General features: G+C 59.3%; 26 protein-coding genes. 12 read left to right on the top strand and 14 right to left on the bottom strand.

The genetic code is table 11. From position 1 onward, the window contains the following. Nucleotides 1-343: 343 nt before the first annotated feature. Entirely contained in the window at nt 344-1,321 is a 978-nt protein-coding gene (locus ACIQAL_RS30030; protein WP_166593905.1) for an NADPH:quinone reductase, read from the bottom strand. Between the two features lie 227 nt (nt 1,322-1,548). On the opposite strand from ACIQAL_RS30030, the gene hemF reads away from it, so the two are divergent. Further along, a complete protein-coding gene (gene hemF, locus ACIQAL_RS30025) occupies nt 1,549-2,472 on the top strand; it encodes an oxygen-dependent coproporphyrinogen oxidase (protein ID WP_401151995.1) in 924 nt (307 codons plus the stop codon). Then, entirely contained in the window at nt 2,469-3,296 is an 828-nt protein-coding gene (aroE, locus tag ACIQAL_RS30020; RefSeq protein WP_401151992.1) for a shikimate dehydrogenase, read from the top strand. The genes hemF and aroE overlap by 4 nt, the downstream gene beginning before the upstream one ends. 146 nt (nt 3,297-3,442) lie before the next feature. Here aroE and choX read toward each other — a convergent pair whose 3' ends face one another. Continuing rightward, on the bottom strand, nt 3,443-4,369 hold the full coding sequence (gene choX, locus ACIQAL_RS30015) for a choline ABC transporter substrate-binding protein (RefSeq protein WP_401151989.1): 927 nt from the start codon (nt 4,367-4,369) through the stop codon (nt 3,443-3,445). A 38-nt stretch (nt 4,370-4,407) separates the two neighbouring features. Further along, nucleotides 4,408-5,913 (bottom strand): choline-sulfatase, encoded by a 1,506-nt coding sequence (gene betC, locus ACIQAL_RS30010; RefSeq protein ID WP_401151986.1) that lies wholly within the window; start codon nt 5,911-5,913, stop codon nt 4,408-4,410. A gap of 114 nt (nt 5,914-6,027) precedes the next feature. Between betC and ACIQAL_RS30005 the strand changes: the two genes are divergently transcribed. Beyond that, entirely contained in the window at nt 6,028-6,978 is a 951-nt protein-coding gene (locus tag ACIQAL_RS30005; protein ID WP_401151984.1) for a choline sulfate utilization transcriptional regulator, read from the top strand. A gap of 47 nt (nt 6,979-7,025) precedes the next feature. Continuing rightward, nucleotides 7,026-7,358, top strand: a complete 333-nt coding sequence (locus ACIQAL_RS30000) for a DOPA 4,5-dioxygenase family protein (RefSeq protein WP_401151982.1) — start codon at nt 7,026-7,028, stop codon at nt 7,356-7,358. Nucleotides 7,359-7,514: 156 nt separating this feature from the next. On the opposite strand, the gene ACIQAL_RS29995 is transcribed toward ACIQAL_RS30000, so the two are convergent. From ACIQAL_RS29995 to trpB, 3 genes are all read right to left on the bottom strand, one after another. Beyond that, on the bottom strand, nt 7,515-7,994 hold the full coding sequence (locus ACIQAL_RS29995) for an anti-virulence regulator CigR family protein (RefSeq protein WP_401151979.1): 480 nt from the start codon (nt 7,992-7,994) through the stop codon (nt 7,515-7,517). A 126-nt stretch (nt 7,995-8,120) separates the two neighbouring features. Continuing rightward, a complete protein-coding gene (gene trpA, locus ACIQAL_RS29990) occupies nt 8,121-8,933 on the bottom strand; it encodes a tryptophan synthase subunit alpha (RefSeq protein WP_166593897.1) in 813 nt (270 codons plus the stop codon). Next, nucleotides 8,933-10,159 (bottom strand): tryptophan synthase subunit beta, encoded by a 1,227-nt coding sequence (gene trpB / locus ACIQAL_RS29985; protein ID WP_166593896.1) that lies wholly within the window; start codon nt 10,157-10,159, stop codon nt 8,933-8,935. Before trpB ends, trpA begins: the two co-directional genes overlap by 1 nt. Before the next feature lie 121 nt (nt 10,160-10,280). On the opposite strand from trpB, the gene ACIQAL_RS29980 reads away from it, so the two are divergent. Next, nucleotides 10,281-11,180, top strand: coding sequence for a LysR family transcriptional regulator (locus tag ACIQAL_RS29980; RefSeq protein WP_401151975.1), 900 nt, complete (start codon nt 10,281-10,283; stop codon nt 11,178-11,180). A gap of 10 nt (nt 11,181-11,190) precedes the next feature. On the opposite strand, the gene ACIQAL_RS29975 is transcribed toward ACIQAL_RS29980, so the two are convergent. Continuing rightward, nucleotides 11,191-11,517 (bottom strand): YqjD family protein, encoded by a 327-nt coding sequence (locus tag ACIQAL_RS29975; RefSeq protein ID WP_166593894.1) that lies wholly within the window; start codon nt 11,515-11,517, stop codon nt 11,191-11,193. 176 nt (nt 11,518-11,693) lie between these two features. Here ACIQAL_RS29975 and ACIQAL_RS29970 point away from each other — a divergent pair, with 176 nt between their 5' ends. Next, nucleotides 11,694-11,909, top strand: coding sequence for a dodecin (locus ACIQAL_RS29970; RefSeq protein ID WP_401151972.1), 216 nt, complete (start codon nt 11,694-11,696; stop codon nt 11,907-11,909). Nucleotides 11,910-12,052: 143 nt separating this feature from the next. Further along, a complete protein-coding gene (locus ACIQAL_RS29965) occupies nt 12,053-12,277 on the top strand; it encodes a DUF1161 domain-containing protein (RefSeq protein WP_401151969.1) in 225 nt (74 codons plus the stop codon). Between the two features lie 251 nt (nt 12,278-12,528). On the opposite strand, the gene ACIQAL_RS29960 is transcribed toward ACIQAL_RS29965, so the two are convergent. Continuing rightward, the gene (locus tag ACIQAL_RS29960) at nt 12,529-13,530 is read right to left on the bottom strand and encodes an LLM class flavin-dependent oxidoreductase (RefSeq protein ID WP_341961130.1); all 1,002 of its coding nucleotides are present in this window, start codon (nt 13,528-13,530) and stop codon (nt 12,529-12,531) included. 289 nt (nt 13,531-13,819) lie between these two features. On the opposite strand from ACIQAL_RS29960, the gene ACIQAL_RS29955 reads away from it, so the two are divergent. Continuing rightward, nucleotides 13,820-14,251, top strand: coding sequence for an OsmC family protein (locus ACIQAL_RS29955; RefSeq protein ID WP_166593891.1), 432 nt, complete (start codon nt 13,820-13,822; stop codon nt 14,249-14,251). A 133-nt stretch (nt 14,252-14,384) separates the two neighbouring features. Then, nucleotides 14,385-14,618: a DUF1161 domain-containing protein gene (locus ACIQAL_RS29950; protein WP_401151965.1), complete on the top strand. Its 234-nt coding sequence runs from the start codon at nt 14,385-14,387 to the stop codon at nt 14,616-14,618. Nucleotides 14,619-14,764: 146 nt separating this feature from the next. Here ACIQAL_RS29950 and ACIQAL_RS29945 read toward each other — a convergent pair whose 3' ends face one another. Continuing rightward, nucleotides 14,765-15,181, bottom strand: a complete 417-nt coding sequence (locus ACIQAL_RS29945) for a hypothetical protein (RefSeq protein ID WP_166593889.1) — start codon at nt 15,179-15,181, stop codon at nt 14,765-14,767. A 102-nt stretch (nt 15,182-15,283) separates the two neighbouring features. On the opposite strand from ACIQAL_RS29945, the gene ACIQAL_RS29940 reads away from it, so the two are divergent. Further along, nucleotides 15,284-16,348 carry an aminopeptidase gene (locus ACIQAL_RS29940; protein ID WP_401151962.1) on the top strand — a complete coding sequence of 355 codons (1,065 nt, stop codon included), beginning with the start codon at nt 15,284-15,286 and terminating at the stop codon, nt 16,346-16,348. A 119-nt stretch (nt 16,349-16,467) separates the two neighbouring features. On the opposite strand, the gene gltP is transcribed toward ACIQAL_RS29940, so the two are convergent. The 5 genes from gltP to ACIQAL_RS29915 all read right to left on the bottom strand — a co-directional run bounded on the left by gltP (nt 16,468) and on the right by ACIQAL_RS29915 (nt 20,648). Continuing rightward, complete coding sequence (gene gltP, locus ACIQAL_RS29935) at nt 16,468-17,799, bottom strand: glutamate/aspartate:proton symporter GltP (RefSeq protein ID WP_341961134.1); 1,332 nt, start codon at nt 17,797-17,799, stop codon at nt 16,468-16,470. Between the two features lie 691 nt (nt 17,800-18,490). After that, entirely contained in the window at nt 18,491-18,958 is a 468-nt protein-coding gene (locus ACIQAL_RS29930) for an inhibitor of vertebrate lysozyme family protein (RefSeq protein ID WP_401151959.1), read from the bottom strand. A 5-nt stretch (nt 18,959-18,963) separates the two neighbouring features. Then, nucleotides 18,964-19,128, bottom strand: coding sequence for a DUF1328 domain-containing protein (locus tag ACIQAL_RS29925; protein WP_025257796.1), 165 nt, complete (start codon nt 19,126-19,128; stop codon nt 18,964-18,966). A gap of 88 nt (nt 19,129-19,216) precedes the next feature. After that, the gene (locus tag ACIQAL_RS29920) at nt 19,217-19,504 is read right to left on the bottom strand and encodes a hypothetical protein (RefSeq protein WP_166593885.1); all 288 of its coding nucleotides are present in this window, start codon (nt 19,502-19,504) and stop codon (nt 19,217-19,219) included. Nucleotides 19,505-19,796: 292 nt separating this feature from the next. Continuing rightward, nucleotides 19,797-20,648, bottom strand: coding sequence for a BON domain-containing protein (locus ACIQAL_RS29915; protein WP_401151956.1), 852 nt, complete (start codon nt 20,646-20,648; stop codon nt 19,797-19,799). Between the two features lie 261 nt (nt 20,649-20,909). Between ACIQAL_RS29915 and algB the strand changes: the two genes are divergently transcribed. Then, nucleotides 20,910-22,256, top strand: a complete 1,347-nt coding sequence (gene algB / locus ACIQAL_RS29910) for a sigma-54-dependent response regulator transcription factor AlgB (protein WP_341961142.1) — start codon at nt 20,910-20,912, stop codon at nt 22,254-22,256. 10 nt (nt 22,257-22,266) lie between these two features. Then, nucleotides 22,267-24,054 carry a KinB sensor domain-containing domain gene (locus tag ACIQAL_RS29905; protein WP_401151954.1) on the top strand — a complete coding sequence of 596 codons (1,788 nt, stop codon included), beginning with the start codon at nt 22,267-22,269 and terminating at the stop codon, nt 24,052-24,054. The last annotated feature ends 19 nt before the right edge of the window (nt 24,055-24,073 follow it).

Below are 24,073 nucleotides of genomic sequence, written 5' to 3'. Positions count from 1 at the left end.
GCGTCGCATTTTCCCTGATGCAGAACGAAGACGAATATGACGCAGGAAAGAGGGCTAAAAAGCATTGCCCTCAACCATAGAATCTCCCACGGCCTTCGGCCAGAATCAAAAGCAAGTTAGCGTGAATAGTTCCGCTTCTGCCCGGAGGGCGTGGGAGTTGGCTTGCCTACGATCTGCCGGACACCGGCAGTAAAACCGTTGTACGCGGTGTGTCAGGCGGAACAAGGTCGTCAGGTTTTGCTGCCGCGTCGGTCGGACGCGACCTCGGGCAGATCGCAGTTAAGCCGGCTCCCACGCCTTCGGCAGAAGCGGAACGTGGGGTCGGCCACGTTCCGTGCGATCTTTACGGCACCAGGATGATCGACCCGGTGGTGCGCCGACCCGACAGGTCGGTGTGCGCCTGGGCTGCGTCTTTCAGGGCGTATTTCTTGATGTCATCGACCTTCACCTTGCCACTGGTGACCATCGCGAACACTTCATCCGCCATCGCCTGCAAGGCTTCCGGGCTGTTGGCGTAGGAGCCCAGGGTCGGACGGGTCACGTACAGCGAGCCTTTCTGCGCCAGAATCCCCAGGTTCACACCCGACACCGCGCCCGACGCGTTACCGAAGCTGACCAGCAGCCCGCGCAGTTCCAGGCAGTCCAACGACGTTTCCCACGTGTCTTTGCCGACGCCGTCGTACACCACTGACACTTTCTTACCGTCGGTCAGCTCCAGCACGCGCTTGGCCACGTCTTCTTTGCTGTAGTCGATCACTTCCCACGCGCCGTTCGCCTTGGCGACAGCGGCTTTCTCCGGAGAGCTGACGGTGCCGATCAGCTTCACGCCCAGCGCAGCGGCCCATTGGCAGGCAATCGAGCCCACGCCACCGGCGGCCGCGTGGAACAGAATGATTTCTTCAGGACGGATTTCATACGTCTGGCGGAACAGGTACTGCACGGTCAGGCCCTTGAGCATGATCGCGGCGGCCTGTTCGAAGCTGATGTCGTCCGGCAGTTTCACTACGTTGGCGCCTTGCGTCAGGTGCAGGTCCGCGTAGCTGCCCAACTGGCCGGTGCCGTAACCGACACGGTCGCCCACCTTGACGTGAGTCACTTCGCTGCCGACGGCCTCGACCACGCCCGCACCTTCATTTCCCAGCCCCGACGGCATCGAGGCGACGGGATACAGGCCAGTGCGGAAATAGGTTTCGATGAAATTGACGCCAATCGCTTTGTTGCGCACGACGACTTCTTTTGGACCCGGTTTGGCCGGTTCGAAATCGACATATTCAAGGACTTCAGGGCCGCCGTGGCTGCGGAACTGGATACGCTTTGCCATTTGCTTTCTCCGTCATGGATCGAAACTGCTGGAACAAAACTGTGGGTGCGAAAGGGCTCTATCGGACTCCTTCGCTCGGACTTCGTCAACTGCGGCCGCACGCGAGCCGGTGTATGCTACGCGCCACTTTCAGGATGTCGTTCACGCCAGCGGTGCCATTGTCGAATGCACGCCAGAAGCGGAACGACGCTCAAAATACCGGTTACACGTTACTTCAAGGTACGCCCATGTCCTCACGCACCGATGCCGTCAAAGCCTACCTGCTCGACCTGCAAGACCGGATCTGCGCCGCGCTGGAGCAAGAAGACGGCAGCGGCCGCTTCGTCGAAGACGCCTGGGAGCGTCCGGCGGGCGGCGGTGGTCGTACTCGCGTGATCGAGAACGGTGGCCTGTTCGAAAAAGGCGGGGTCAACTTCTCCCACGTCTTCGGCGCCGGTTTGCCCCCTTCCGCCAGCGCTCATCGCCCGGAACTCGCGGGTCGCGGCTTCGAAGCGCTGGGTGTGTCGTTGGTGATGCATCCGCACAACCCACATGTTCCGACCTCACACGCCAACGTGCGTTTCTTCATCGCTGAAAAAGAGGGCGAAGAGCCGGTCTGGTGGTTCGGCGGCGGGTTCGACCTCACGCCTTATTACGGCGTCGAAGAAGACTGCGTTCATTGGCACCGCGTGGCCGAGCAGGCCTGTGCGCCGTTCGGAGCGGACGTCTACCCGCGTTACAAAGCCTGGTGCGACCGCTATTTCCACATCAAGCACCGCAACGAGCCCCGGGGCGTCGGCGGCCTGTTTTTCGATGACTTGAACGAATGGGATTTCGACACCAGCTTTGCCTTCCTGCGCGCCATCGGTGATGCCTTCGTCGACGCGTACCTGCCGATCGTTCAACGCCGCAAGGCCACGCCGTTCACGCCGCAGCAGCGCGAGTTTCAGGAATTCCGCCGGGGGCGCTACGTGGAGTTCAACCTGGTGTACGACCGCGGCACCCTGTTCGGGCTGCAATCGGGCGGGCGTACCGAATCGATCCTCATGTCACTGCCGCCGCAAGTGCGCTGGGGCTACGACTGGAAGGCCGCGCCGGGGAGTGAAGAGGCGCGCCTGACCGAGTATTTCCTGCAGGACCGCGACTGGCTGGCCGAAGGAGCGCAAGCATGACCGATCACTACGTCGTTTTTGGCAACCCTATTGCTCACAGCAAGTCGCCGATGATTCATCGCCTGTTCGCGGAACAGACCGGCGAATCGCTGGATTACCAGACCGCGCTGGCGCCGCTGGACGGTTTCCCGGCGTTCGCCAAACAGTTCTTCGAGTCAGGCAAGGGCGCAAACGTCACGGTGCCGTTCAAGGAAGAGGCGTATCGACTGGCGGATCAACTGACCGATCGCGGCCGTCGCGCCGGTGCCGTGAACACGCTGGCGATTCAGGTGGATGGCACGTTGTTGGGCGACAACACCGACGGCGCCGGTCTGGTGCGGGACCTGACGATGAACCACGGTGTCACTCTCAAAGACAAACGCATCCTGTTGCTAGGGGCCGGTGGCGCGGTGCGTGGTGCGCTGGCGCCGTTGCTGGCGGAAGAGCCCTACGTGCTGGTGATCGCCAATCGTACGGTGGAAAAGGCCGAGCAATTGGCGAAGGAGTTCGCCGAATTGGGGCCTGTTTTGCCTGCAGGGTATGACTGGCTGGAAGAGCCGTTCGACGTGATCATCAATGCCACGTCGGCGAGCCTGGCGGGTGAATTGCCACCGATTGCGCCGAGCTTGATTCAGCCGGGCGAAACGTTTTGCTACGACATGATGTATGGCAAAGAGCCGACCGCGTTCTGCCGATGGGCGACCGAGCATCAGGCTGGGCAGGCGGTGGACGGTTTGGGGATGCTGGTGGAACAGGCGGCAGAGGCTTTTTATGTGTGGCGCGGCGTGCGCCCGGATTCGACGCCGGTGCTGGCGGAGTTGCGGCGGTTGATGGCCGAGGCCTGATCCCGAGCCGTCACGAATCTTACTGCCAACGGTGCCCCCTGTAGGAGCGAATTCATTCGCGATAAGCCGGTAGATTCGGCGCGTTTGTGTCGCCTGTACCGACGTCTCGCGAATGAATTCGCTCCTACAAGGTCATCGCACGGCGTTTACAACTTCGCTTTAACCGCCGTCAGCGCATCTTTGTCGTCGATGGTTTTCACGCCGTCGAGCCATTTTTCAAGCACGGCAGGGTTAGCCTTGATCCACGCCTTCACAGCGTCGGTGTTGCTGATCTTCTTGCTGTCCACTTCCTGCATGATGCTGTTTTCCATGTCCTGGGTGAACGTCAGGTTGGAGAACAGTTTGGCCACGTTCGGGCACGCGTCGGCGTAGCCTTTGCGGGTCACGGTGTAGACGCTGCCGGTGTCACCGAAGTATTTTTCGCCGCCCTTCAGGTAGTGCATGCCCTTGATTTGCACGTTCATCGGGTGCGGGGTCCAGCCGAGGAAGACCACGAAGTCTTTTTTCTTCACGTTACGCTTCACTTCGGCCAGCATCGCCTGTTCGCTGGATTCGACCAGCTTCCAGTCGCCCAGGTCGAACTCGTTCTTCTTGATGATCTCCTGAATCGACGCGTTGGCCGGAGCCCCCGAGCCGATGCCGTAGATCTTCTTGTGGAACTTCTCGGCGAATTTGTTCAGGTCGGCGAAATCATGCACGCCCGCGTCGTAGACATAGTCCGGGACCGCGAGGGTGAACTCGGTGCCTTCCAGGTTTTTCTTGTACTGCGTCACGTCCCCCGTGGCGATGAACTTGTCATAGAACCCCTGCTGCGCAGGCATCCAGTTGCCCAGGAACACGTCCATCTGACCGTCCTTGAGACCACCATAGGCAATCGGCACTGCCAGCGTATCGACCTTGGTCTTGTAACCCATGCCTTCGAGCAGGAAACCCGCCGTGGCATTGGTTGCAGCGATGTCGCTCCAACCTGGATCGGCCATCTTGACCGTACTGCAGCTCGCGTCAGCGCCGTATGCAACGACGCTGCCCAAGCTCATCACCGCAACCGCCAGCGTTGTGAACAACTTCTTCATGGTGTGCCCCTTTTTGGTTTTCTAGGTGTTGGCAGGGTTCAAGGTTGTGGATAACGGGCCTTACGCTCCAGATCGTCGAGATCGATATGGTTGCGCATGTATTGCTGACTGGCGTCTACCAGCGGCTGGTGATCCCAACTCTTCAGCTTGCCGAGCGCCAGCGACTCGGCGACGAAACGCCGACGACGCTGGCTGGCGAGCACCTGGTGGTGTATCGCCGGAATGTCCCATTTGGCCTTCGCTTCAGCCAGGAACGTGTTGAACAGGTCGCGATGGGCCTCGGATTGGCTCAACTCTTCCTGCTCCTTCGGATCGTTGTGCACGTCGTACAGCAGACATGGGTCCTGTTCCGAATAGATGAATTTGTAAGCGCCGCGACGAATCATCATCAACGGGCTGTTGGTGCCTTCGGCCATGTACTCGCCAAACACTTCGTCATGGCCGCCCTCGCCTTGCAAATGCGGCAACAGCGAGCGACCGTCCAGTGGTAGACCGGCTTCCAGGCTGCCTTCTGCCAGCGCCACGAACGTCGGCAGCAGGTCGGCGGTGGACACGGCAGCCTTCACGCGACCAGCCTTGAATTGCCCCGGAGCGTACACCAGCAGCGGCACGCGGGCCGACATTTCAAACCAGTGCATTTTGTACCAGAGGCCACGCTCGCCGAGCATGTCGCCATGGTCGCCCGAGAACACGATGATGGTGTCGTCGGCCATGCCGGTGTCTTCAAGGGTCTTCAGCAGTTTGCCGACGTTGTCGTCGATATAGCTGCACGCGCCGAAATACGCGCGGCGGGCGTCACGAATCTTGTTCTCCGGCAGCGGCTTGTCCCACAGGTCGTAGACTTTGAGCAGGCGCTGGGAGTGCGGGTCTTGATCGGCCTGGGCGGGAGGCGCAGGTGGCATCGGAATCTCGTCGTCGTTGTAGAGATTCCAGTATTCCTTGGGGATGGTGTACGGGTCGTGGGGGTGGGTCATCGACACGGTCAGGCAGAACGGCTGATCGCCGTCTTCGCGCACGTGGTCGAACAGGTATTGCTGAGCCTTAAACACGACTTCTTCGTCGAAATCGAGCTGATTGGTGCGCACGCACGGGCCGGCCTGCAGCACCGACGACATGTTGTGATACCAGGTCGGGCGCACGTCCGGCTCGTCCCAGTTCACCGCCCAACCGTAGTCGGCGGGGTAGATGTCGCTGGTCAGGCGCTCTTCATAGCCGTGCAACTGATCCGGACCGCAGAAGTGCATCTTGCCGGAAAGCGCGGTGCGATAGCCGAGGCGACGCAGGTAGTGGGCGTAGGTTGGGACATCGGCAGGGAAATCAGCGGCATTGTCGTAGGCGCCGATCTTGCTCGGAAGCTGGCCGCTGACCAGGGTAAAACGCGACGGAGCGCACAGTGGGCTGTTGCAATAGGCGGCGTCGAACACCACGCCTTCAGCGGCGAGACGGCTCAAATTTGGCATCTTGATTGGAGATGAGGCGTAAATCGGCAACATCGGCGCGGCCATCTGATCGGCCATGATGAAAAGAATGTTCTTGCGCTTCATGTCTTCGCGGCATTCCATAGTGAATATTTATGCGAAATTGCTGGTCCAGAGAATGAGACCCATGGATTCAGCGGTAAAGCCCATAAAACGCAATGCCTAGGATAAGCCACGCTTATGTTTGAAGCCCTCGGTGACATGTCGTTGGACCTGCTTCGCGGTTTCGAGTCCGCTGCCCGGCTGCGCAGTTTTACGGCGGCTGCCATTGAACTCGGCACTACACAACCGGCCATTAGCCAGCAAATCAAAAGGTTAGAAGAACAACTGGCAACGCGCCTGTTCGATCGCATCTATCGCGGCATCGAACTCACCGACGCGGGGGAGATTCTGTTCAATCACGTGCAGGCCGGTTTGCAGTCGATGGACGCCGGATTGAGCCTGATCACCGAGCAGCATCAGCATGAGGTGTTGCAAGTGGCGACCGACTTCGCCTTCGCCGCGTACTGGCTGATGCCGCGCCTGCACCGCTTTCACAAAGACAACCCCGACGTTGACGTCAGCCTGGTCACCAGCGAACGCAGCCACAGCATGCTGCGCGCGGATATCGACGTGGCGGTGCTGTTTGGTGACGGCCGTTTCAAGCAGGGTGAAAGCCATTGGCTGTTCAGCGAGGAAGTGTTTCCCGTGTGCAGCCCCAAACTGCTGGCCGGGCGTGATCTGCCGCTGCGACCCGAAGCGCTGAAAGAGTTTCCGCTGCTGCACCTGCGGGGCGAAGGCGGCAACAACTGGTTCGATTGGGGTGGCGTGTTTCGCGCCCTCGGCATCGCTCAAGCGCCTGCACCGGGGCAGTTGAGATTCGACAATTACACGCTGTTGATTCAGGCCGCGATTGGCGGGCAAGGTGTGGCCATCGGTTGGCGGCATCTGGTGGATGAGCTGCTGGAGCAGGGGCTGCTACGCCGGCCCATCGAGGCCACGGCCATTTCCGCCTACGGTTATTACATCGTGCTCCCGCAACGCAAACGTCGTGTGCAGATCGTGCAGCGGTTTGTTGATTGGTTAAAAAGCGAGCAGGCGTTAAGCGGGGATTCGCTGGTCGGCAAGCCGTTGCCGTCCATCGCGGTTTAGACGCGGCCGGCTCACAATGTGTCATGCCAAATGAAGGGAGAACCGAGATGTCATCAATCGAGGGCTACCACGCCCATGTTTACTTCGACGCCCAGACAATCGAGCAGGCACGGGCCCTGTGCGAGACGGTTGCGGCGAAATTCGATATCCGCATGGGGCGTGTGCATGAACGGCCTGTCGGACCGCATCCGGACTGGAGTTGCCAGTTGGCATTCGCCCACGAGCAATTTGCGGATGTGATGTTGTATCTGGCGCTGAATCGCAACGGGCTGGTGGTGTTTACCCACCCACTGACCGGGGATGATCTGGCGGATCACACCGAGCATGCGATCTGGATGGGGGCGGTAAGGGAGTTGAATGTGGGGATGTTCAGGAAGTGAGCGTCGGAGGCTGACCTGACATCGGGCCCCTTAACCACTGTGGGAGCGAATTCATTCGCGAGAGGCCGGTACATCCGATAGGTATCTTTAGGCTGTACCGACGTATCGCGAATGAATTCGCTCCCACAGGTTTGCCCCTTTTTGCCAGGGGGGACCTCAGTTCAGCACGCCATCCAGAATCTCATACACAATCCCGCTGCCAATCGCGACGAGCACGACATCCGGGCCCAGGCGGCGCCATTCGTAGCCGTCGTAACGTGGCAAAAATTCCTGCGAGCGCGCGTCGAGGCGGCGGCCGTAACCCCGTGGCAGCGGATGACCCTTCACGATGTGCACGTTTGGGGGCAGCGGCTGGCCGCGACCGATGACCTCGCGATGCTCTTGAATCGTGCGGCGAACGTCACCGAAGTCAGATGGCGGGTGACCACCTCCGCGATGATCGTCTCCACGGTTGTCAGCGCGATGGTCATTGCCCCGATTATTCTGTGGGCCCCCTTGCGGCCCATGATCCTGATGCTGGCCTTGGCCGTGATCATCATGACCGTCACGTTGATCCGGCGGCGCCGCGTGCACCAAGGCACTGGCGCTGAGCATCAGCCCGCCCAACCCGGCGATCAAACGATTCGAGACTTTCATGTAGCGTGCTCCTGGGCGAATTCGAGGCAGCAAAAAGGGGTTCAGAATCAGGTTCTAAACCCCTTTTGCTGTACTGCTTAGTCTGCTAACGAACCCGTTGATTCCTCTGTATCAGAAACTTTACGTTCAGGACACACGGGCCTTACGCACGCCTTCCGACAGTTCCGAACACAGCTTCAGCACGTTGCTCACCGCCTGGTCTGGCGATTGCGCGTTGGCGATGTGGTCGATCAGTGCCGACCCCACCACCACGCCGTCGGCTACGCGAGCAATCGCGGCCGCCTGTTCTGGCGTACGAATCCCGAAACCGACGCTGATCGGCAGATCCGAATGACGGCGCAGACGCGCAACGGCTTCCTTGACGTGCTCGATGGTCGCCGAGCCCGCGCCTGTGACACCGGCCACCGACACGTAGTAGACGAAACCCGAGCTGCCATTCAAAACGGTGGGCAGACGCTTGTCGTCAGTGGTCGGCGTGGTCAGGCGAATGAAGTCCAGACCCGCGTCTTGCGCTGGATCGCACAGCTCGCCGTTATGCTCGGGCGGCAGGTCCACGACGATCAGGCCATCAACGCCGGATTCGTGTGCTTCGGAGATGAAGCGCTCAACACCATAGTTGTGAATCGGGTTGTAGTAACCCATCAGCACCAGCGGTGTACTACTGTCTTCGGCGCGGAACTCGCGAACCATTTGCAGGGTTTTCGCCAGGTTTTGCTTGGCGTCCAGAGCACGAATGTTCGCCAGCTGAATCGCCGGACCGTCGGCCATCGGATCGGTGAAGGGCATGCCCAACTCGATCACGTCGGCACCGGCTTTCGGCAGGCCTTTGAGAATCGCCAGCGAGGTGTCATACGCCGGGTCGCCTGCGGTGATGAAGGTCACCAGGGCGGCGCGGTCTTGTTCTTTCAGCTCGGCAAAACGGGTTTGCAGGCGGCTCATCAGTGTTTCTCCTGCTGGGACAGATCCAGATGGTGCATGACGGTTTGCATGTCCTTGTCGCCGCGACCGGACAGGTTGACCACCATCAGGTGATCTTTCGGCAGCGTCGGCGCGCGTTTGAACACTTCGGCCAGGGCGTGAGCACTTTCCAGCGCCGGGATGATGCCTTCCAGACGGCAGCACTGGTGGAACGCCGCCAGGGCTTCGTCGTCAGTGATCGAGGTGTATTCCACGCGACCGATGTCATGCAACCACGCATGTTCAGGGCCGATGCCGGGGTAATCCAGACCAGCGGAAATCGAGTGGGCGTCGATGATCTGGCCATCGTCGTCTTGCAGCAGGAAAGTGCGGTTGCCGTGCAGGACGCCTGGCACGCCGCCGTTCAGGCTCGCCGCATGCTTGCCGGTTTCGATGCCATGACCGGCCGCTTCGACGCCGATGATGCGCACGCTGGTGTCATCCAGGAACGGGTGGAACAGGCCCATGGCGTTGGAGCCTCCGCCGATGCACGCCACCAGACTGTCTGGCAGGCGGCCTTCCTGTTCTTGCAACTGCACGCGGGTTTCCTTGCCGATCACGGCCTGGAAGTCGCGGACCATCGCTGGGTACGGGTGCGGGCCTGCGACGGTGCCGATCAAGTAGAACGTCGTGTCAACGTTGGTCACCCAGTCGCGCAGGGCTTCGTTCATCGCGTCTTTCAGGGTGCCGGTACCGGCCACAACCGGAATCACCGTGGCGCCCAGCAGCTTCATGCGGAACACGTTGGCCTGCTGGCGCTCGATGTCCGTGGTGCCCATGTAGATCACGCATTCCAGACCGAAACGCGCAGCGACGGTGGCAGTCGCCACGCCGTGCATGCCCGCGCCGGTTTCGGCGATGATGCGCTTCTTGCCCATGCGACGGGCCAGCAGGATCTGGCCGATGCAGTTGTTGATCTTGTGAGCGCCGGTGTGGTTCAGCTCTTCACGCTTCAGGTAAATCTTCGCGCCGCCGCAGTGCTCGGTCAGGCGCTCGGCGAAATACAGCGGGCTTGGACGTCCGACGTAATCGCGCTGGAAGTAGGCCAGTTCCTTGAGGAACGCAGGATCTTCCTTCGCCGCTTCGTATTCGCGGTTCAGGTCGAGGATCAGGGGCATCAGGGTTTCAGCGACGTAACGACCGCCGAACGCGCCGAACATGCCGCGATCATCCGGGCCATTGCGGTATTGGGTCTCTGTCTGGGACATAGGAACCTCCAAGGTGACGAATAGGGTGAGCCGTTGAGGCAGTGAAGACACTTTAACCAGCGCCAAAGCCGATGAAAACCGATAAGATCGCCGCAACCTGTCAGGAAAACTCACAGATACCATGAGCCGTGACCTTCCTCCCCTAAACGCTTTGCGCGCCTTCGAAGCCACCGCCCGCCTGAACAGCGTCAGTCAGGCCGCCGAACAGCTGCACGTTACACATGGTGCAGTCAGCCGCCAGTTGAAAGTGTTGGAAGAACACTTGGGTGTGAGCCTGTTCAGCAAGGACGGACGCGGCCTGAAACTCACAGATGCCGGGGTCCGGTTGCGAGACGCCAGTGGCGAGGCGTTCGACCGACTGCGCAGCGTGTGCGCCGAGTTGAGTCAGGACAGCGCCGATGCGCCGTTCGTCTTGGGATGTTCAGGGAGTTTGCTGGCGCGCTGGTTCATTCCGCGATTGGGCCGACTGAATGCCGACCTGCCCGATCTGCGGTTACACCTGTCGGCAGGTGAAGGCGATCTCGATCCTCGGCGCCCTGGTCTGGACGCGCTGCTGATCTTCGCAGAGCCGCCGTGGCCCTCCGACATGCAGATAATCGAACTGGCGAGCGAGCGCATCGGGCCGGTGCTGAGTCCTCGTTTTTCGCGATACGAAACGTTGCGGAACAGCCCCGCACAGGCACTGTTGCATGAGCCGCTGCTGCAAACCCTGTCGCGTCCACAAGCGTGGCCGAGCTGGGCTAAGCAAAACGGCATCGATTCCGACGCGCTGAAATACGGTCAGGGTTTCGAGCATCTGTATTACTTGCTGGAGGCCGCTGTCTCGGGTCTTGGCATCGCCATCGCCCCGGAACCGTTAGTGGCCGATGACTTGAAAGCCGGACGCCTCGCTGCGCCGTGGGGCTTCAGCGAAACCCCGGCGCAACTGGCGTTATGGGTGCCTAAACGCGCCGCCGATGGGCGGGCCCAGCAACTGGCTCAATGGCTCAAGCAAGAGCTGGGGCATTCAGGTCGGGCCTGATCAGGCGTGATCAGTTGCCGCGCTTGCACAGCAGATAAGCGGCCAACAGACCCACTGCGCCGACGGCCACACCGGCTGTGGTCCAAGGGTGCTCTTGCGCGTAATCACGAGTCGCGACGCTGGCTTCGCGGGTCTTCACTTTGGCGTCTTCGTAGACATCGCTCAACAGGCTGCGCGAATGGCTCAGCGCGCTCTCGGCGTTGGCTTTCAGCGTCTTCAGGGTTTTCCGCGACTCGTCCGAAGCGTCCGACTTCAAGCTCTCCAACGACTTGAGCAGACTTTCGATCTCAGCTTCCATACTTTGCAAAGACGCTTTACGGGATGACGTGAATGCCATGATTTGACTCTCCTGCAGTGATGAGTGGCGTGTGTTGATTCCGACTACAGGGTTTTCAGAAAGTGCAGTGCGGTTTTACCGCGTGGTTATTTGTGAACTTTTGCAGGGCTTCTGCCGCCAGAGCTAAAGAGCTTTTCACTGCTACGCTCCCTTAGAAGTCCACTTGGAGAACTGCCATGTCTGATCATCACACTTACAAGCTGCTTGAACTGGTCGGCTCGTCGACCACCAGCATCGACGATGCGATCCAGAATGCCATCGCCCGAGCGGCCGAAACCGTGAAACATCTGGAGTGGTTCGAGGTTCTGGAAACCCGCGGCCACATCAAGGACGGCAAGGTCGCGCACTTCCAGGTGACCATTAAAGTAGGGTTCCGCCTCGAGAACAGCTGATGAACTTTTACGCTGGCTGAATGCCACAACCTTCGCTATACATACCGCGCCGTTCGTGAATTCGGACGCGAGGATCATGTGCACGGGCCGCTCCTTTGGGCGGCCTCTTACGCTTGAAAGCGCCTGACGAGGGAGTGTGACCGATGAAGAAGATTCTTTTGGCGGTAGGGTTGTTGAGTATTGCGGGCACCACCTTTGCAGCCGGGAAATCGTGCGATGACGTGAAGGCGGACATCGACGCGAAGATCAAGGCCAAGGGCGTGTCGTCTTACACGCTGGAAGCGGTAGACAAAGGCACTGCGGCAGACGGAAAAGTCGTCGGCACCTGCGACGGCGGCAGCAAGGAAATCGTCTACAAACGCGGTTGATTCTGCTCGCTTAAATAAAAAACCGACGCATCACGCGTCGGTTTTTTTAAGCCCAGCCGACGCTGAAGGATGATCTCGAATGAAAGCTCTTACGGCGGCACGGCTTGCAAACGGTGATGATTACAATGGCACCACTGACCCTGTGGGAGCGAATTCATTCGCGAGACGGCCTTACATCCGACACGTCTTTATCGGCAGTACCGCAGCATCGCGAATGAATTCGCTCCCACAGATCGAGTCACGTGCTGGCCTTAACCTCTGGCCACCTGCGCCAAAATCTCATACGAGCGCAACCGATCCGCATGTTCATACATGTCGCACGTGAAGATCAGCTCATCCGCGTCGGTCTGCTCTAGCAGCACGTCCAGCTTGGCGCGGATTTTCTCGGGGCCGCCGACCATCGCCAGTCCGAGGAAGTCCATCACCGCTTCGCGTTCGTGGGGCAGCCACAGGCCGTTCATGGTTTCCACCGGTGGCTTTTGCATCAGGCTTTGGCCACGCATCAGGTTGAGAATGCGCTGGTAGACCGACGTCACCAGATAATCCGCCTGCTCATCGGTATCTGCCGCAGCGAGAGGCACGCCGAGCATCACGTACGGCTTGTCCAGCACGGCAGAGGGCTGGAAGTGATTGCGGTACACCCGAATCGCCTCGTGCATGAATCGCGGCGCGAAGTGCGAAGCGAAGGCATACGGCAACCCGCGCTGACCGGCCAGCTGTGCGCTGAACAGGCTCGAACCCAGCAGCCAGATCGGCACGTTGGTGTTGGTGCCCGGCACGGCGATCACGCGCTGATGGGGCTGACGCGGTCCGAGGTAGCTCATCAGCTCGGCGACGTCGTCGGGAAAGTCGTCTGCGCTGCCGGAGCGTTCGCGGCGAAGGGCACGCGCGGTCATTTGATCAGAGCCCGGCGCACGGCCCAGACCCAGGTCGATGCGGCCCGGGTACAAACTGGCCAGGGTGCCGAACTGCTCGGCGATGACCAGTGGCGCGTGGTTGGGCAGCATGACGCCGCCGGAGCCGACGCGAATGGTCGAGGTCCCCCCCGCCAGGTAGGCCAGCAACACCGAGGTCGCGGAGCTGGCGATGCCGTCCATGTTGTGGTGTTCAGCGACCCAAAAACGGTTGTAGCCCCATTTCTCGGCGTGTTGCGCCAGATCCAGCGAATTGTGCAGCGACAAGGCCGGGCCTTTGTCTTCGCGCACCGGGACCAGATCGAGCATGGAAATTTTCACATCAGCTAGGCGTTTCATAGGCTGTGGTGAGTCCTCTTGGGGGCCAAGTCGGACGCCCGGTGTTTGTGGGCGCGAGAGCAAAGCCTGCGTTAAGCCTAAATATTTGCGTTAAGGCCCTAGGATACGTCTGGATTCTGAGGTTGCAATGGGCAAAGCGAAATTTCCTACTAATTTGGTCGGAAATTACCTTGCAAGAAATCGGCAAATAAAGCACGTGCGTCACAACCGTTGAACTTAGTCCCGCCTACACTCCTCAGACTTTTGGTCAGCGTGCGAGTCCATCGCACTTATTCAACAAGGAGACACCATGAGCATCGTCAAGAAAGCATCCGCCCATTGGGAAGGTGACCTGAAGTCCGGCATCGGTAGCATCTCCACGGAAACCGGCGTGCTGCGCGAAGCACCGTACGGCTTCAAGGCCCGTTTCGAAGGCGGCAAAGGCACTAACCCTGAAGAACTGATCGGCGCGGCCCACGCGGGTTGTTTCTCGATGGCCCTGTCGATGATCCTCGGCGGCGCGAACCTGAAAGCCGACAGTATCGACACTCAAGCCGAGGTCACTCTCGACCAGGATGGCGAAGGGTTTTCGATTACCGCCGTGCACCTGATCCTCAAGGCCAAAGTGCCAGGCGCGACTCAGGCGCAGTTCGATGAGCTGACCGCCAAAGCCAAAGAAGGCTGCCCGGTCTCCAAAGTGCTGAATGCCAAGATCACGCTGGATGCCACACTGCTGAGCTGATCCCGCGCTGACGCAACACCCAGATGACCCGCCCATGCGGGTCATCTGCGTTTCAGGGCCACGAGAACCGGTTCAGGCCTGCAAGGTCATATAAAGGGCCGACGCGATCCGCGCGGCATCGAAGGAGTCGAACATGAAACGTATCGCTACCACCCTGACCCTCGCTGCACTGACCACCAGCGTGTTCGCCGCTCCCAAGCCTTGCGACGAGTTGAAGGCCGAAATCGAAGCCAAGATTCAGGCGCAAAACGTCAGCTCGTACACCCTTGAAGTCGTCAGCAACGAAGAGGTTCATGACCAGAATATGGTCGTGGGTACGTGCGAAAACGGCACGAAGAAGATCATTTATCAGAAGAATGATCGCTAATCCCCGAGCCAGCGACGATCCCTGTAGGAGCGAATTCATTCGCGATTGGCCGGTGCAGGCAATGTATCTCTGTCGCCTGAGCCATTTTCGCGAATGAATTCGCTCCTACAGGCCATCAACAACTGTGCAATCGCGTTTGATCTTGATCACGGAATACAAAAAATCTGCCCCTCTTCCGCCAGCACCTTGCGTTGTTCATCGCGCAATTGCGCGTCGATGCTGTTGGCGATGTGACGCACGTCGAGCCTGTAACGGCGGCCCGCTTCGAAATGGTCATAGTTGATCGTCACGTAACAGGTCAGCTCGTTGTAGATGTCCATCGACAACCCCATCCCGCCCGGCGCGTATTCATAGTCGTAGCGCACTTCGAGCTTGTGCTTGCCCGGCGTTACCTGGAAGTAGCGACCGTCTTCCGTTCTGACGCCGTCGAGTTTGTCGGCCATCAAGGTCTTGCCCGTGAACGTGTGCAGATCGACCCACGCCTGTTGCGGGTCAACCGCAGGCAACGGGCCTGCGCATCCGGCCAGCAAACTCAGGGCAATGATCGACAAGGGCAGGCGCATGACAAACTCCGCATTCAGGAAATAACAAGAAGGTTGCGACGAAGGTCGTCTCTCCGGCATAACGCTGGGGGCAACCCTTTATTCCGACGTTAAGGCCGCTGCATGAATCGATTGAACATCTTGTGGTTCCGGCGCGGCGTGCCGATGCTGGCGATTTTACTCCTCAGCGGTTGCTCCAGTCTTTCCTATTACACACAGTTGGCGGGCGGCCAATTGGCATTGCTGCGCGCCCGCGAACCAGTCGCCGACGTGATTGCCGATCCGCAGCGCGACCCCAAACTGCGCGACCATCTGCGCACGTCGCAGCAGGCCCGCGAATTCGCCAGTCAGCACCTGCATCTGCCGGGCAATCAGAGCTATCGACTCTATGCCGACATTCATCGGCAGTACGTGGTCTGGAACGTTTTTGCCACGGGCGAGTTCTCGCTCGACCCCGTGACCCACTGCTTTCCCATCGCAGGCTGCGTGGCCTATCGCGGCTACTACGACCAGAACGCGGCGCGGGGCGAAGCGGCGCTGCAAAAGCTCGACGGCAAGGACGTTTACGTCAGTGGCGTGGAGGCATACTCGACGCTGGGCTGGTTCAACGACCCGATTATCAGTTCGATGATGACCTGGGGCGATGAACGTCTCGCGACGCTGATCTTCCATGAGCTGGCGCACCAGCGTTTTTACGTGAAGGACGACAGCGAGTTCAACGAGTCCTACGCCACCTTCGTGGAGCAGGAAGGCACACGACAATGGCGTGCAGCCCGTGGGATGTCGCCTGAAACAGCGTCATCCGAAACCCTGCGTCGCGATCAACTGACGCAATTGGTACTGGATACGCGAGACCGGCTGAAAACGTTGTATGCCGAACCGTTGAGCGCGGACGTCATGCGTCAGCGTAAGGCCGCCGAATTTGAGCGCTTGCGTGGTCAATACAAGCAATTGCGCGACAGTCAGTGGGGTGGCGACAAGCGTTTCGATGCGTGGGTGTACGCACCGATGAACAACGCGCGGCTGCTGCCGATTGGGTTGTATGACCAATGGACGCCTGCATTTGCGGCGCTGTTCAAACAGGTGAACGGGGATTGGCCAGCGTTTTTCACCGCTGTGGAAACGCTCGGCAGGTTGCCCCAAGAGGAGCGCAAGACGGCATTGGAGCGGTTGCTGAAGAAGCCCTGAGCGACTGCCCCTGAACTGCTCAAAGAGACTGGGCAGAGATCAGAATCGCGGGGCGAGCAGAAACCCAAAAACAACAAACCCCAGCCAAGGCCGGGGTTTGTACTCAGACGATGCAGCGATCAATCAACCGCTGACTGCGCCGCAGGCAACGATTCCTTGCTGCGCCAATGGGGCAGAGAGTTCCAGTAGCGCTGACCCTTGGCGTCGTCGTACATGCCTTCCCAACGGGCGATGACCAGGACGGCCAAAGCGTTACCGATGACATTCAGTGCGGTACGCGCCATGTCCATGATCCGGTCAACGCCTGCGATGAACGCCAGGCCCTCCAGCGGAATACCCACGCTGCCCAGGGTCGCCAGGAGCACCACGAACGACACGCCCGGCACACCGGCGATGCCTTTGGAGGTGACCATCAGCGTCAGCACCAGCATGATCTGTTGGCTGATCGGCATGTCGATGCCATAAAGCTGCGCGATGAACAGCGCCGCGATGCTTTGGTACAGGGTCGAGCCGTCGAGGTTGAACGAGTAGCCGGTCGGCACCACAAAACTGCTGATAGCCTTCGGCGCGCCGTAGGCTTCCATCTTTTCGATCACGCGCGGCAGCACGGTTTCAGAACTCGCGGTGGAATAAGCCAGCACCAACTCATCCTTGAAGATGCGCATGAGCTTGATCACCGAGAAACCGAACAAACGGGCGATCAGTCCCAGCACTACGAAAGCAAAGAAAGCGATGGCGACGTAAACCAGAATCACCAGCTTGGCCAGGGGCAGCAGCGAGGCGAAACCGAAGTTGGCGACGGTCACGGCGATCAGCGCGAACACGCCGATGGGCGCGTAGTTCATGATCATGTGAGTGACTTTGAACATCGTTTCCGAGACGCCCTGGAACACCTTGACCAGCGGTTCACGCACTTCTGCGTTCAGGCTGGACAGGCCCAGGCCGAAGAAGACGGAGAAGAAGATGATCGGCAGCATGTCGCCACGAGCAACGGCGGCGAAGATGTTCGACGGGATCAGGTTGAGGATCGTCGCGATAAAGGCGTGATCATGTTGCACCTCGGCGGTGGTCTTCTCGTATTGCGAGATGTCCACGGTGCCCAGCGTGCTCATGTCGATGCCAGTGCCCGGATGGAAAACGTTGGCCAGCAACAGGCCGACAACGATGGCGATGGTGGTGACGACTTCGAAATACAGAATGGTCTTCAGGCCGATGCGACCGAGCTTTTTCGCGTCGCCCACCCCTGCGATGCCGACGATCAACGACGAGATGACGATCGGGATAACGATCATCTTGATCAGACGGATAAAGATATCGCCTGCGGGCTGCAGAATGTTGCTGATCCACCAGGCCTTTTCAGCGCTGAAGTGGTTGAGCACAGCACCCAGCGCGATACCCAGCACCAGACCGATGAGGATCTGCCAGGCGAGGCTGATTTTTGCCTTCTTCATGTCGTTAACCTTGTTGTAGTTGGCGTGGACATTTCTCACCGACACTTTCGGGGTCGCTCTTGTGAAGTCGAATCGAAGCGCGGATGCCCTTGGATCTGTCCAGAAGGTCTCTGCAAACGAGCGTCCAAGCTCTCGGCAGGCGGAAAAAGGGCGCAACTATTCCCATCCAGACCACCAGCGTCTAATGCCGTAAACGACTACCTCATGCGTAATCGGCATGAGGAAAATCAAAGACTTAGTGTGAAACGCCCTGAAACAGAGCATTTCCAGATGCGCATATTTGTGCTGAGAAGTGGCTAAAACGTCGCCTGCAGCCCAGTGGGAGGTGTATCAGAAGAGGCAAGTGACAAAATGGTCACACACGACCGAGACGTCATCTGATGGGGCAGATTTATCGATGTACGGTCTAGGGGTTAGGGGATTAGAAAGAGGAGATTTAAGCGGAGGATACAAACTTATCATTTGCGCGTCGCAAGCCCACTGTCGGCTCGCAACTCAAAGGCGATCAGACGATGGACTTGCGGTGCGGCTTCCTGACCCGGCCCACGAGTGGGAGTACTCCCTGTACACCTGGCGCGCTGCAACCACTCCATTGGTCAGAGCGCCCCGGCCCCTTGGTCACGCGCCGACCCTCCTCGGGTTGCGCGGCTTTCAGGAAGACCCAACTGCATTCGGTCTTCCATCATTTGAATCAGTACCAGTTTGGATCTTTCTTCAGCTGCTCTTTGAGAAGGCCTTGCATGCCTTCGTCGGGCTTGCCGATGAAACGGTATTCAGCGTGACGCGTCGGGGATTTATCCGCCGGCAGGCCCGCTGGAACCTCGACCAACATGGCATAGGCATGTGACTTGTCGAGACTGAAAGCGACGATGAGCCGTTTCTTGATGCACGTGTCCTGGGTTTCGCAGAGAGGCCCTACCAGGTATTTGTCACCATCCTCGGTCACCGCATTCATCTGGTCCGATGCGCCGGACAGATTGATCACCCAATCGGGCAACCGTTCCTCTTTCTTCACAACGCTTGACCAGGTCTGGCGATACTCGGGATCAGAGCTCAACAGCTCATTCACCCGCGCCTGACCATCGTTGGCTGCCATCGCCATGACGCTGGCGCTCGTGAGGAGAGCCAGCGTCATGGCATGGAAGTGCTTGCGGATCATTCTGGTTAGCCTCGACCACGACGACCGAAGAAGAACGACACGACGAACATCACCAGGAACACGATAAAGAGAATCTTGGCGATACCCGTGGCGGTGCCTGCGATGCCACCAAAGCCCAGAACTGCAGCGACGATAGCGATGATCAGAAATGTGATAGCCCAGCTCAACATGGTGATTCTCCTTACTGTTTTTAATTTTCAGCTACAACGAGGTATCGGATAGGAACCTCGGCATAGATTGCGTCTTCGCCATTACTGGTCAGAAAACCCAACTCTGTTGACGCGGCGCTTGCTCAACAGCGGCAGCGGCGTCTTCAACCGGTTGCAGACTCAGGCCTACATCAGTGGCCTTGAGCGCGCTCGCCTTGGCGAAAGGCGCTGCATGGCTATATGTGTGATGAATCTGGACAACCTCTTGCTGTTTCTGGGTCCAGTGTGCGAACTGCTGAACGGCGATCAGCGTGATCATCAACGCCAGGCTGGCGAACAAACCTTGCTGCAGGTGCAGTGGAGAGATACGCAAAGTGGCGAGGCGTTGAGTGTTCATGCAGTGGGCTCCAGGCAATCTTGTCGGTCGACGGTTCAGACCTTGTTGCTAGAGATATTGCAGCCTGTGTGCCAGCTTTTTTGATCCGATAAAGTCGTTGTAAATCAAGTACTTAGTACCGAAAGGATGAAGTTTCCTACGAGCAAGCTGCACGATTGAACATTTGACATCGTGCGTATTGCACGAAGAGGTGGGGCAAAGTGTCGCGGCCTGTAGCGACGGGCTGACCGGTTGCGGCAGGCGTCAAGGACGCCACCGCCGACAAACCCGCTGCTATAGAGAGGCTGTGTCATCAACCGGCACTACGGGTCATCACCCGTAAGGTATCGGCATCCACGCCTTTGACCCCTCGAATGTTGCGAGCAATTTCAACTGCCAGCTCTTTCTCGGCGTAGTTGGCGACCACGCCATCCAGGCTCACCACGCCGCCTTTGGTTTCCACCTTTATATTCAGGCCATCGAGATTGCGGCTATAGATGAGGCTGGACTTCACCTTGCTGGTGATCCACGCGTCGCTGAACTCTTCACGCACGCTGTTGGCCTGCGCTTCGTTCTGCTCTTTGATGGCTTGGGTGTCGCGTGCACTGACGCTGATGAGGTTATTCACTTCCGTCACACCGTCAGTGTTGCTCGCCAGGCTGCCCGCCAGTTGCTTGGCTTCGGCATCTTTTGCCTGACCCTTCAACGTCACCACGCCCTTGGCGGACGCGACATCGATGTTCAGTCCTTCTGTGACGCTGTTCCACAGCAGCTTGGACTTGATCGTCGCGGTCAGCGTGGCGTCGTCGAAGCGCTGTGCCATGTTGGCTTTGGTGCCGGGCTCCGCTGCGACCCCCGGATCGATCTGCAGCTGATTGTCGACCTTGTTGATGCCTTGCGTGTCGCCGGCGATTTGCGTCGCCAACTCCTTGTCCACCTCGTTCTCTACCTTGCCGGTCAGAATGGCTGTGCCTTGCTCAACCTTCACGCCGATGTTGAACGGGCTCAAATGGCGATTGAGTGCGAAGGCCGTCCATATCGAACCTTCCTGACGCGCTTCGGCCAGTTGCGTTTGCACATCGCCTTGCGCGGCGTGCGCGACCGGCATCGTCGCGAGCCAGCCGGTGGTGGCCACAGCCAAGGCGATTTTCTTGAGCGGGTGCATGGCAATTCTCCAGACAGTTCCAAAAGGTGCTACTGGAGAGACTTTCCATTCGCCCAGACGTTCTACACCCGAGGATTGCGATGCAGATCACGATCCCTGCACCAGACAGAGAGTCGACGCTGTAGGACGTAGATCAATCTGTTGTCTGAAATTTCGCCAGATAACTACCCGGCATCGCATTGAATCAATCAGAATGAACCATGCAACTTGCCCGATGTTTCCGGGACTAACCAAGATCATTCATTTAGGAGCGTAGGAAAAATGGAAGCAGCCACTGAGAATCAGGGCCGTATTCTGCTTGTGGATGATGAATCCGCCATCCTTCGCACCTTCCGCTATTGCCTGGAAGATGAAGGCTACAGCGTCGCCACCGCCAACAGTGCGGCCCAGGCCGAGGCGCTGTTGCAACGTCAAGTGTTCGACGTGTGCTTTTTGGACCTGCGTCTGGGTGAAGACAACGGTCTCGACGTGTTGGCGCAGATGCGCATTCAGGCGCCGTGGATGCGCGTGGTCATCGTGACCGCACATTCGGCGGTGGATACTGCCGTGGACGCCATTCAGGCCGGTGCGGCGGATTATCTCGTGAAACCGTGCAGCCCGGATCAGTTGCGTCTGGCGACCGCCAAACAATTGGAGGTGCGTCAGTTGTCGGCGCGTCTGGAAGCGCTGGAAGGCGAAGTACGCAAACCCAAGGACGGTCTGGATTCCCACAGCCCGTCGATGATGGCGATTCTGGAAACAGCACGCCAAGTGGCGAACACTGACGCCAACATCCTGATTCTTGGCGAATCCGGGACGGGTAAGGGCGAGCTGGCGCGGGCGATTCACGGCTGGAGCAAACGGGCGAAAAAGGCCTGCGTCACCATCAACTGTCCGTCGCTTACCGCCGAGTTGATGGAAAGCGAGCTGTTCGGTCACAGCCGCGGCGCATTCACCGGGGCGAGCGAAAGCACACTGGGCCGGGTCAATCAGGCGGACGGCGGTACATTGTTCCTCGACGAAATCGGCGATTTCCCACTGACATTGCAGCCCAAACTGCTGCGTTTCATTCAGGACAAAGAGTACGAGCGCGTAGGCGACCCTGTTACCCGCCGTGCCGACGTGCGCATCCTTGCGGCCACCAACCTGAATCTGGAAGACATGGTTCGCGAAGGCCGTTTCCGCGAAGACCTGCTGTATCGCCTGAACGTGATCACGCTGCACCTGCCACCGTTGCGTGAGCGCGGCGAGGACATCCTGACGCTGGCGGACCGCTTTTTGGCCCGTTTCGTCAAGGAATACGGTCGCCCTGCCCGTGGTTTCAGTGAAGAAGCCCGCAGCGCGCTGGTGAACTATCGCTGGCCGGGCAACATTCGCGAACTGCGTAACGTGATCGAGCGGGCCAGCATTATCTGTCCGCAAGAGAAGGTCGAAATCAGTCACTTGGGCATGGGTGAACAACCGACCAACAACGCACCACGTGTGGGTGCCGCGTTGAGTCTGGACGAACTGGAAAAAGCGCACATCGGCGCCGTGCTGGCCACCAGCGATACCCTCGATCAGGCTGCGCGCACGCTGGGCATCGACGCCTCGACGTTGTACCGCAAACGCAAGCAGTACAACTTGTGACAGGGCGCCCATGAAGTTCGCGATGAAGTTGCGCACCCGACTGTTCCTCAGCATTTCGGCGCTGATGACCGTCGCGTTGCTGGGGCTGATACTGGGTCTGGTCAGCGTCATGCAGATGGCCAAGTCCCAGGAGGATTTGATCCACCACAACTTCATCACGCTCGATATCGGCCTCAAGCTGCGCCAGAACTTGGGCGATCAGTTGGTGATGCTGCTCAAGGACCGTCCCGATCAAGCGGCACTCAAGCAGAATCAGGCGCAGTTCCAGGATTTGCTCGATCAGGGCATCGATCACGATCAGCAGACCAACACCCACAGTGGTTTCGAGAAAGCGCGGGTGGATTACGAGCGATTCCTCAAGGCGCTGGAAGAAGCGGGCGACTCGGCCGATGCACTGAATGATGACAAGACGGTCACGGCGACCTTCAACGCATTACGCAACGGTTTGCTCGACGCCCATCGTCAGGCGCTGGAAAACATCAGCCAGGCTGAAAGCGCCTCGCGAACTCGCGCATTGTGGGTGGCTGCTTTATTAGGGCTGGTCGGGTTGGCGGTGCTGGCCATCGGTTTCGTCACGGCCCACGGCATCGCCCGCCGTTTTGGCGCCCCCATCGAGGCGTTGGCCAAGGCGGCGGACAACATCGGCCAAGGCAACTTTGAAGTGCTGCTGCCCATTTCATCGTCTGCCGAGATGAATCTGCTGACGCGTCGCTTCGGCATCATGGCCGAGGCCCTGCGTCAGCATCAGGTCACCAACGTGGATGAGCTGCTCGCCGGTCAGCAGCGGCTGCAAGCGGTCCTCGACAGCATCGACGACGGGCTGTTGATGATCGACCGCCAAGGCCGCCTCGAACACCTGAACCCGGTCGCGCAGCGGCAGCTGGGTTGGGAAGAGGGACGTTTGGGCCAAGGACTGGGTGAAGCGTTGCAGCGTCCGGAACTGGACGAGCAGTTGTACCTGGTGCTGCGCGGCGGAACGCTGGAGCGAGCGCCGGAAGACTTGTCTATCGAGGTCGACGGCGAAACCCGCCTGCTGACCTACAGCCTGACCCCTGTCAGCCACACCAAAGGCCACATCCTCGGGGCGGTGATGGTGTTGCACGATGTGACGGAGCAGCGGGCCTTCGAACGGGTGCGCAGCGAATTCGTGCTTCGCGCCTCCCACGAATTGCGCACCCCGGTGACCGGCATGCACATGGCGTTCGGGCTGTTGCAGGAGCGCGTGCACTTCGCCCCCGATTCCCGGGAAACGGACTTGCTGAAGACCGTCAATGAAGAGATGCAGCGGCTGATGCAGCTGATCAACGACCTGCTGAATTTCTCACGCTACCAGAACGGCCTGCAAAAACTCGCGCTGGCGCCCTGTGATGTTAATGACCTGCTCACTGAGGCGCGTCAGCGGTTTGCCGAAACCGCGCAGGAACAGGACGTAATGGTCCTGCTGGAAATGCAGGAACCCTTGCCACGTCTGCAGGCCGACAAGGTCCAGTTGGACCGCGTATTGGACAACCTCCTCGACAATGCCCTGCGCCACACGCCGCAATCCGGGCTCATCCGGCTCCAGGCGCGTCGACACGGGGAGCGGCTGATCATCAGCGTCGAAGACAACGGCGAGGGCATCGCCTACGGCCAGCAGGCCCGGATCTTCGAACCGTTTGTGCAGGTCGGGCGCAAGAAAGGTGGCGCGGGACTGGGACTGGCGCTGTGCAAGGAAATCGTCCAACTCCACGGCGGACGCATGGGCGTGTACTCACGGCCGGGGCAAGGCACGCAGTTTTATATGGCTTTGCCGTTGTAGGCATCGCTCCCACAGAGGG

The sequence above is a fragment of the Pseudomonas sp. NPDC088368 genome (assembly GCF_044753445.1).
In the GTDB taxonomy this organism is placed as follows: Bacteria; Pseudomonadota; Gammaproteobacteria; order Pseudomonadales; family Pseudomonadaceae; genus Aquipseudomonas; species Aquipseudomonas bambusae.
This window is presented reverse-complemented; position numbering and strand designations above follow the sequence as displayed.

Coding starts and splice junctions, on each gene's coding strand:
- hemF (WP_401151995.1), top strand. CDS start 1,549: ATGTCCTCACGCACCGATGCCGTCAAAGCCTACCTGCTCGACCTGCAA.
- ACIQAL_RS30030 (WP_166593905.1), bottom strand. CDS start 1,321: ATGGCAAAGCGTATCCAGTTCCGCAGCCACGGCGGCCCTGAAGTCCTT.
- ACIQAL_RS29915 (WP_401151956.1), bottom strand. CDS start 20,648: ATGCACCCGCTCAAGAAAATCGCCTTGGCTGTGGCCACCACCGGCTGG.
- ACIQAL_RS29930 (WP_401151959.1), bottom strand. CDS start 18,958: ATGATCCGCAAGCACTTCCATGCCATGACGCTGGCTCTCCTCACGAGC.
- ACIQAL_RS30005 (WP_401151984.1), top strand. CDS start 6,028: ATGTTTGAAGCCCTCGGTGACATGTCGTTGGACCTGCTTCGCGGTTTC.
- aroE (WP_401151992.1), top strand. CDS start 2,469: ATGACCGATCACTACGTCGTTTTTGGCAACCCTATTGCTCACAGCAAG.
- ACIQAL_RS29965 (WP_401151969.1), top strand. CDS start 12,053: ATGAAGAAGATTCTTTTGGCGGTAGGGTTGTTGAGTATTGCGGGCACC.
- betC (WP_401151986.1), bottom strand. CDS start 5,913: ATGAAGCGCAAGAACATTCTTTTCATCATGGCCGATCAGATGGCCGCG.
- ACIQAL_RS29955 (WP_166593891.1), top strand. CDS start 13,820: ATGAGCATCGTCAAGAAAGCATCCGCCCATTGGGAAGGTGACCTGAAG.
- ACIQAL_RS29925 (WP_025257796.1), bottom strand. CDS start 19,128: ATGTTGAGCTGGGCTATCACATTTCTGATCATCGCTATCGTCGCTGCA.
- ACIQAL_RS29905 (WP_401151954.1), top strand. CDS start 22,267: ATGAAGTTCGCGATGAAGTTGCGCACCCGACTGTTCCTCAGCATTTCG.
- ACIQAL_RS29920 (WP_166593885.1), bottom strand. CDS start 19,504: ATGAACACTCAACGCCTCGCCACTTTGCGTATCTCTCCACTGCACCTG.
- ACIQAL_RS29950 (WP_401151965.1), top strand. CDS start 14,385: ATGAAACGTATCGCTACCACCCTGACCCTCGCTGCACTGACCACCAGC.
- trpA (WP_166593897.1), bottom strand. CDS start 8,933: ATGAGCCGCCTGCAAACCCGTTTTGCCGAGCTGAAAGAACAAGACCGC.
- ACIQAL_RS29970 (WP_401151972.1), top strand. CDS start 11,694: ATGTCTGATCATCACACTTACAAGCTGCTTGAACTGGTCGGCTCGTCG.
- ACIQAL_RS29945 (WP_166593889.1), bottom strand. CDS start 15,181: ATGCGCCTGCCCTTGTCGATCATTGCCCTGAGTTTGCTGGCCGGATGC.
- ACIQAL_RS29980 (WP_401151975.1), top strand. CDS start 10,281: ATGAGCCGTGACCTTCCTCCCCTAAACGCTTTGCGCGCCTTCGAAGCC.
- trpB (WP_166593896.1), bottom strand. CDS start 10,159: ATGTCCCAGACAGAGACCCAATACCGCAATGGCCCGGATGATCGCGGC.
- choX (WP_401151989.1), bottom strand. CDS start 4,369: ATGAAGAAGTTGTTCACAACGCTGGCGGTTGCGGTGATGAGCTTGGGC.
- algB (WP_341961142.1), top strand. CDS start 20,910: ATGGAAGCAGCCACTGAGAATCAGGGCCGTATTCTGCTTGTGGATGAT.
- ACIQAL_RS30000 (WP_401151982.1), top strand. CDS start 7,026: ATGTCATCAATCGAGGGCTACCACGCCCATGTTTACTTCGACGCCCAG.
- ACIQAL_RS29960 (WP_341961130.1), bottom strand. CDS start 13,530: ATGAAACGCCTAGCTGATGTGAAAATTTCCATGCTCGATCTGGTCCCG.
- ACIQAL_RS29940 (WP_401151962.1), top strand. CDS start 15,284: ATGAATCGATTGAACATCTTGTGGTTCCGGCGCGGCGTGCCGATGCTG.
- gltP (WP_341961134.1), bottom strand. CDS start 17,799: ATGAAGAAGGCAAAAATCAGCCTCGCCTGGCAGATCCTCATCGGTCTG.
- ACIQAL_RS29995 (WP_401151979.1), bottom strand. CDS start 7,994: ATGAAAGTCTCGAATCGTTTGATCGCCGGGTTGGGCGGGCTGATGCTC.
- ACIQAL_RS29975 (WP_166593894.1), bottom strand. CDS start 11,517: ATGGCATTCACGTCATCCCGTAAAGCGTCTTTGCAAAGTATGGAAGCT.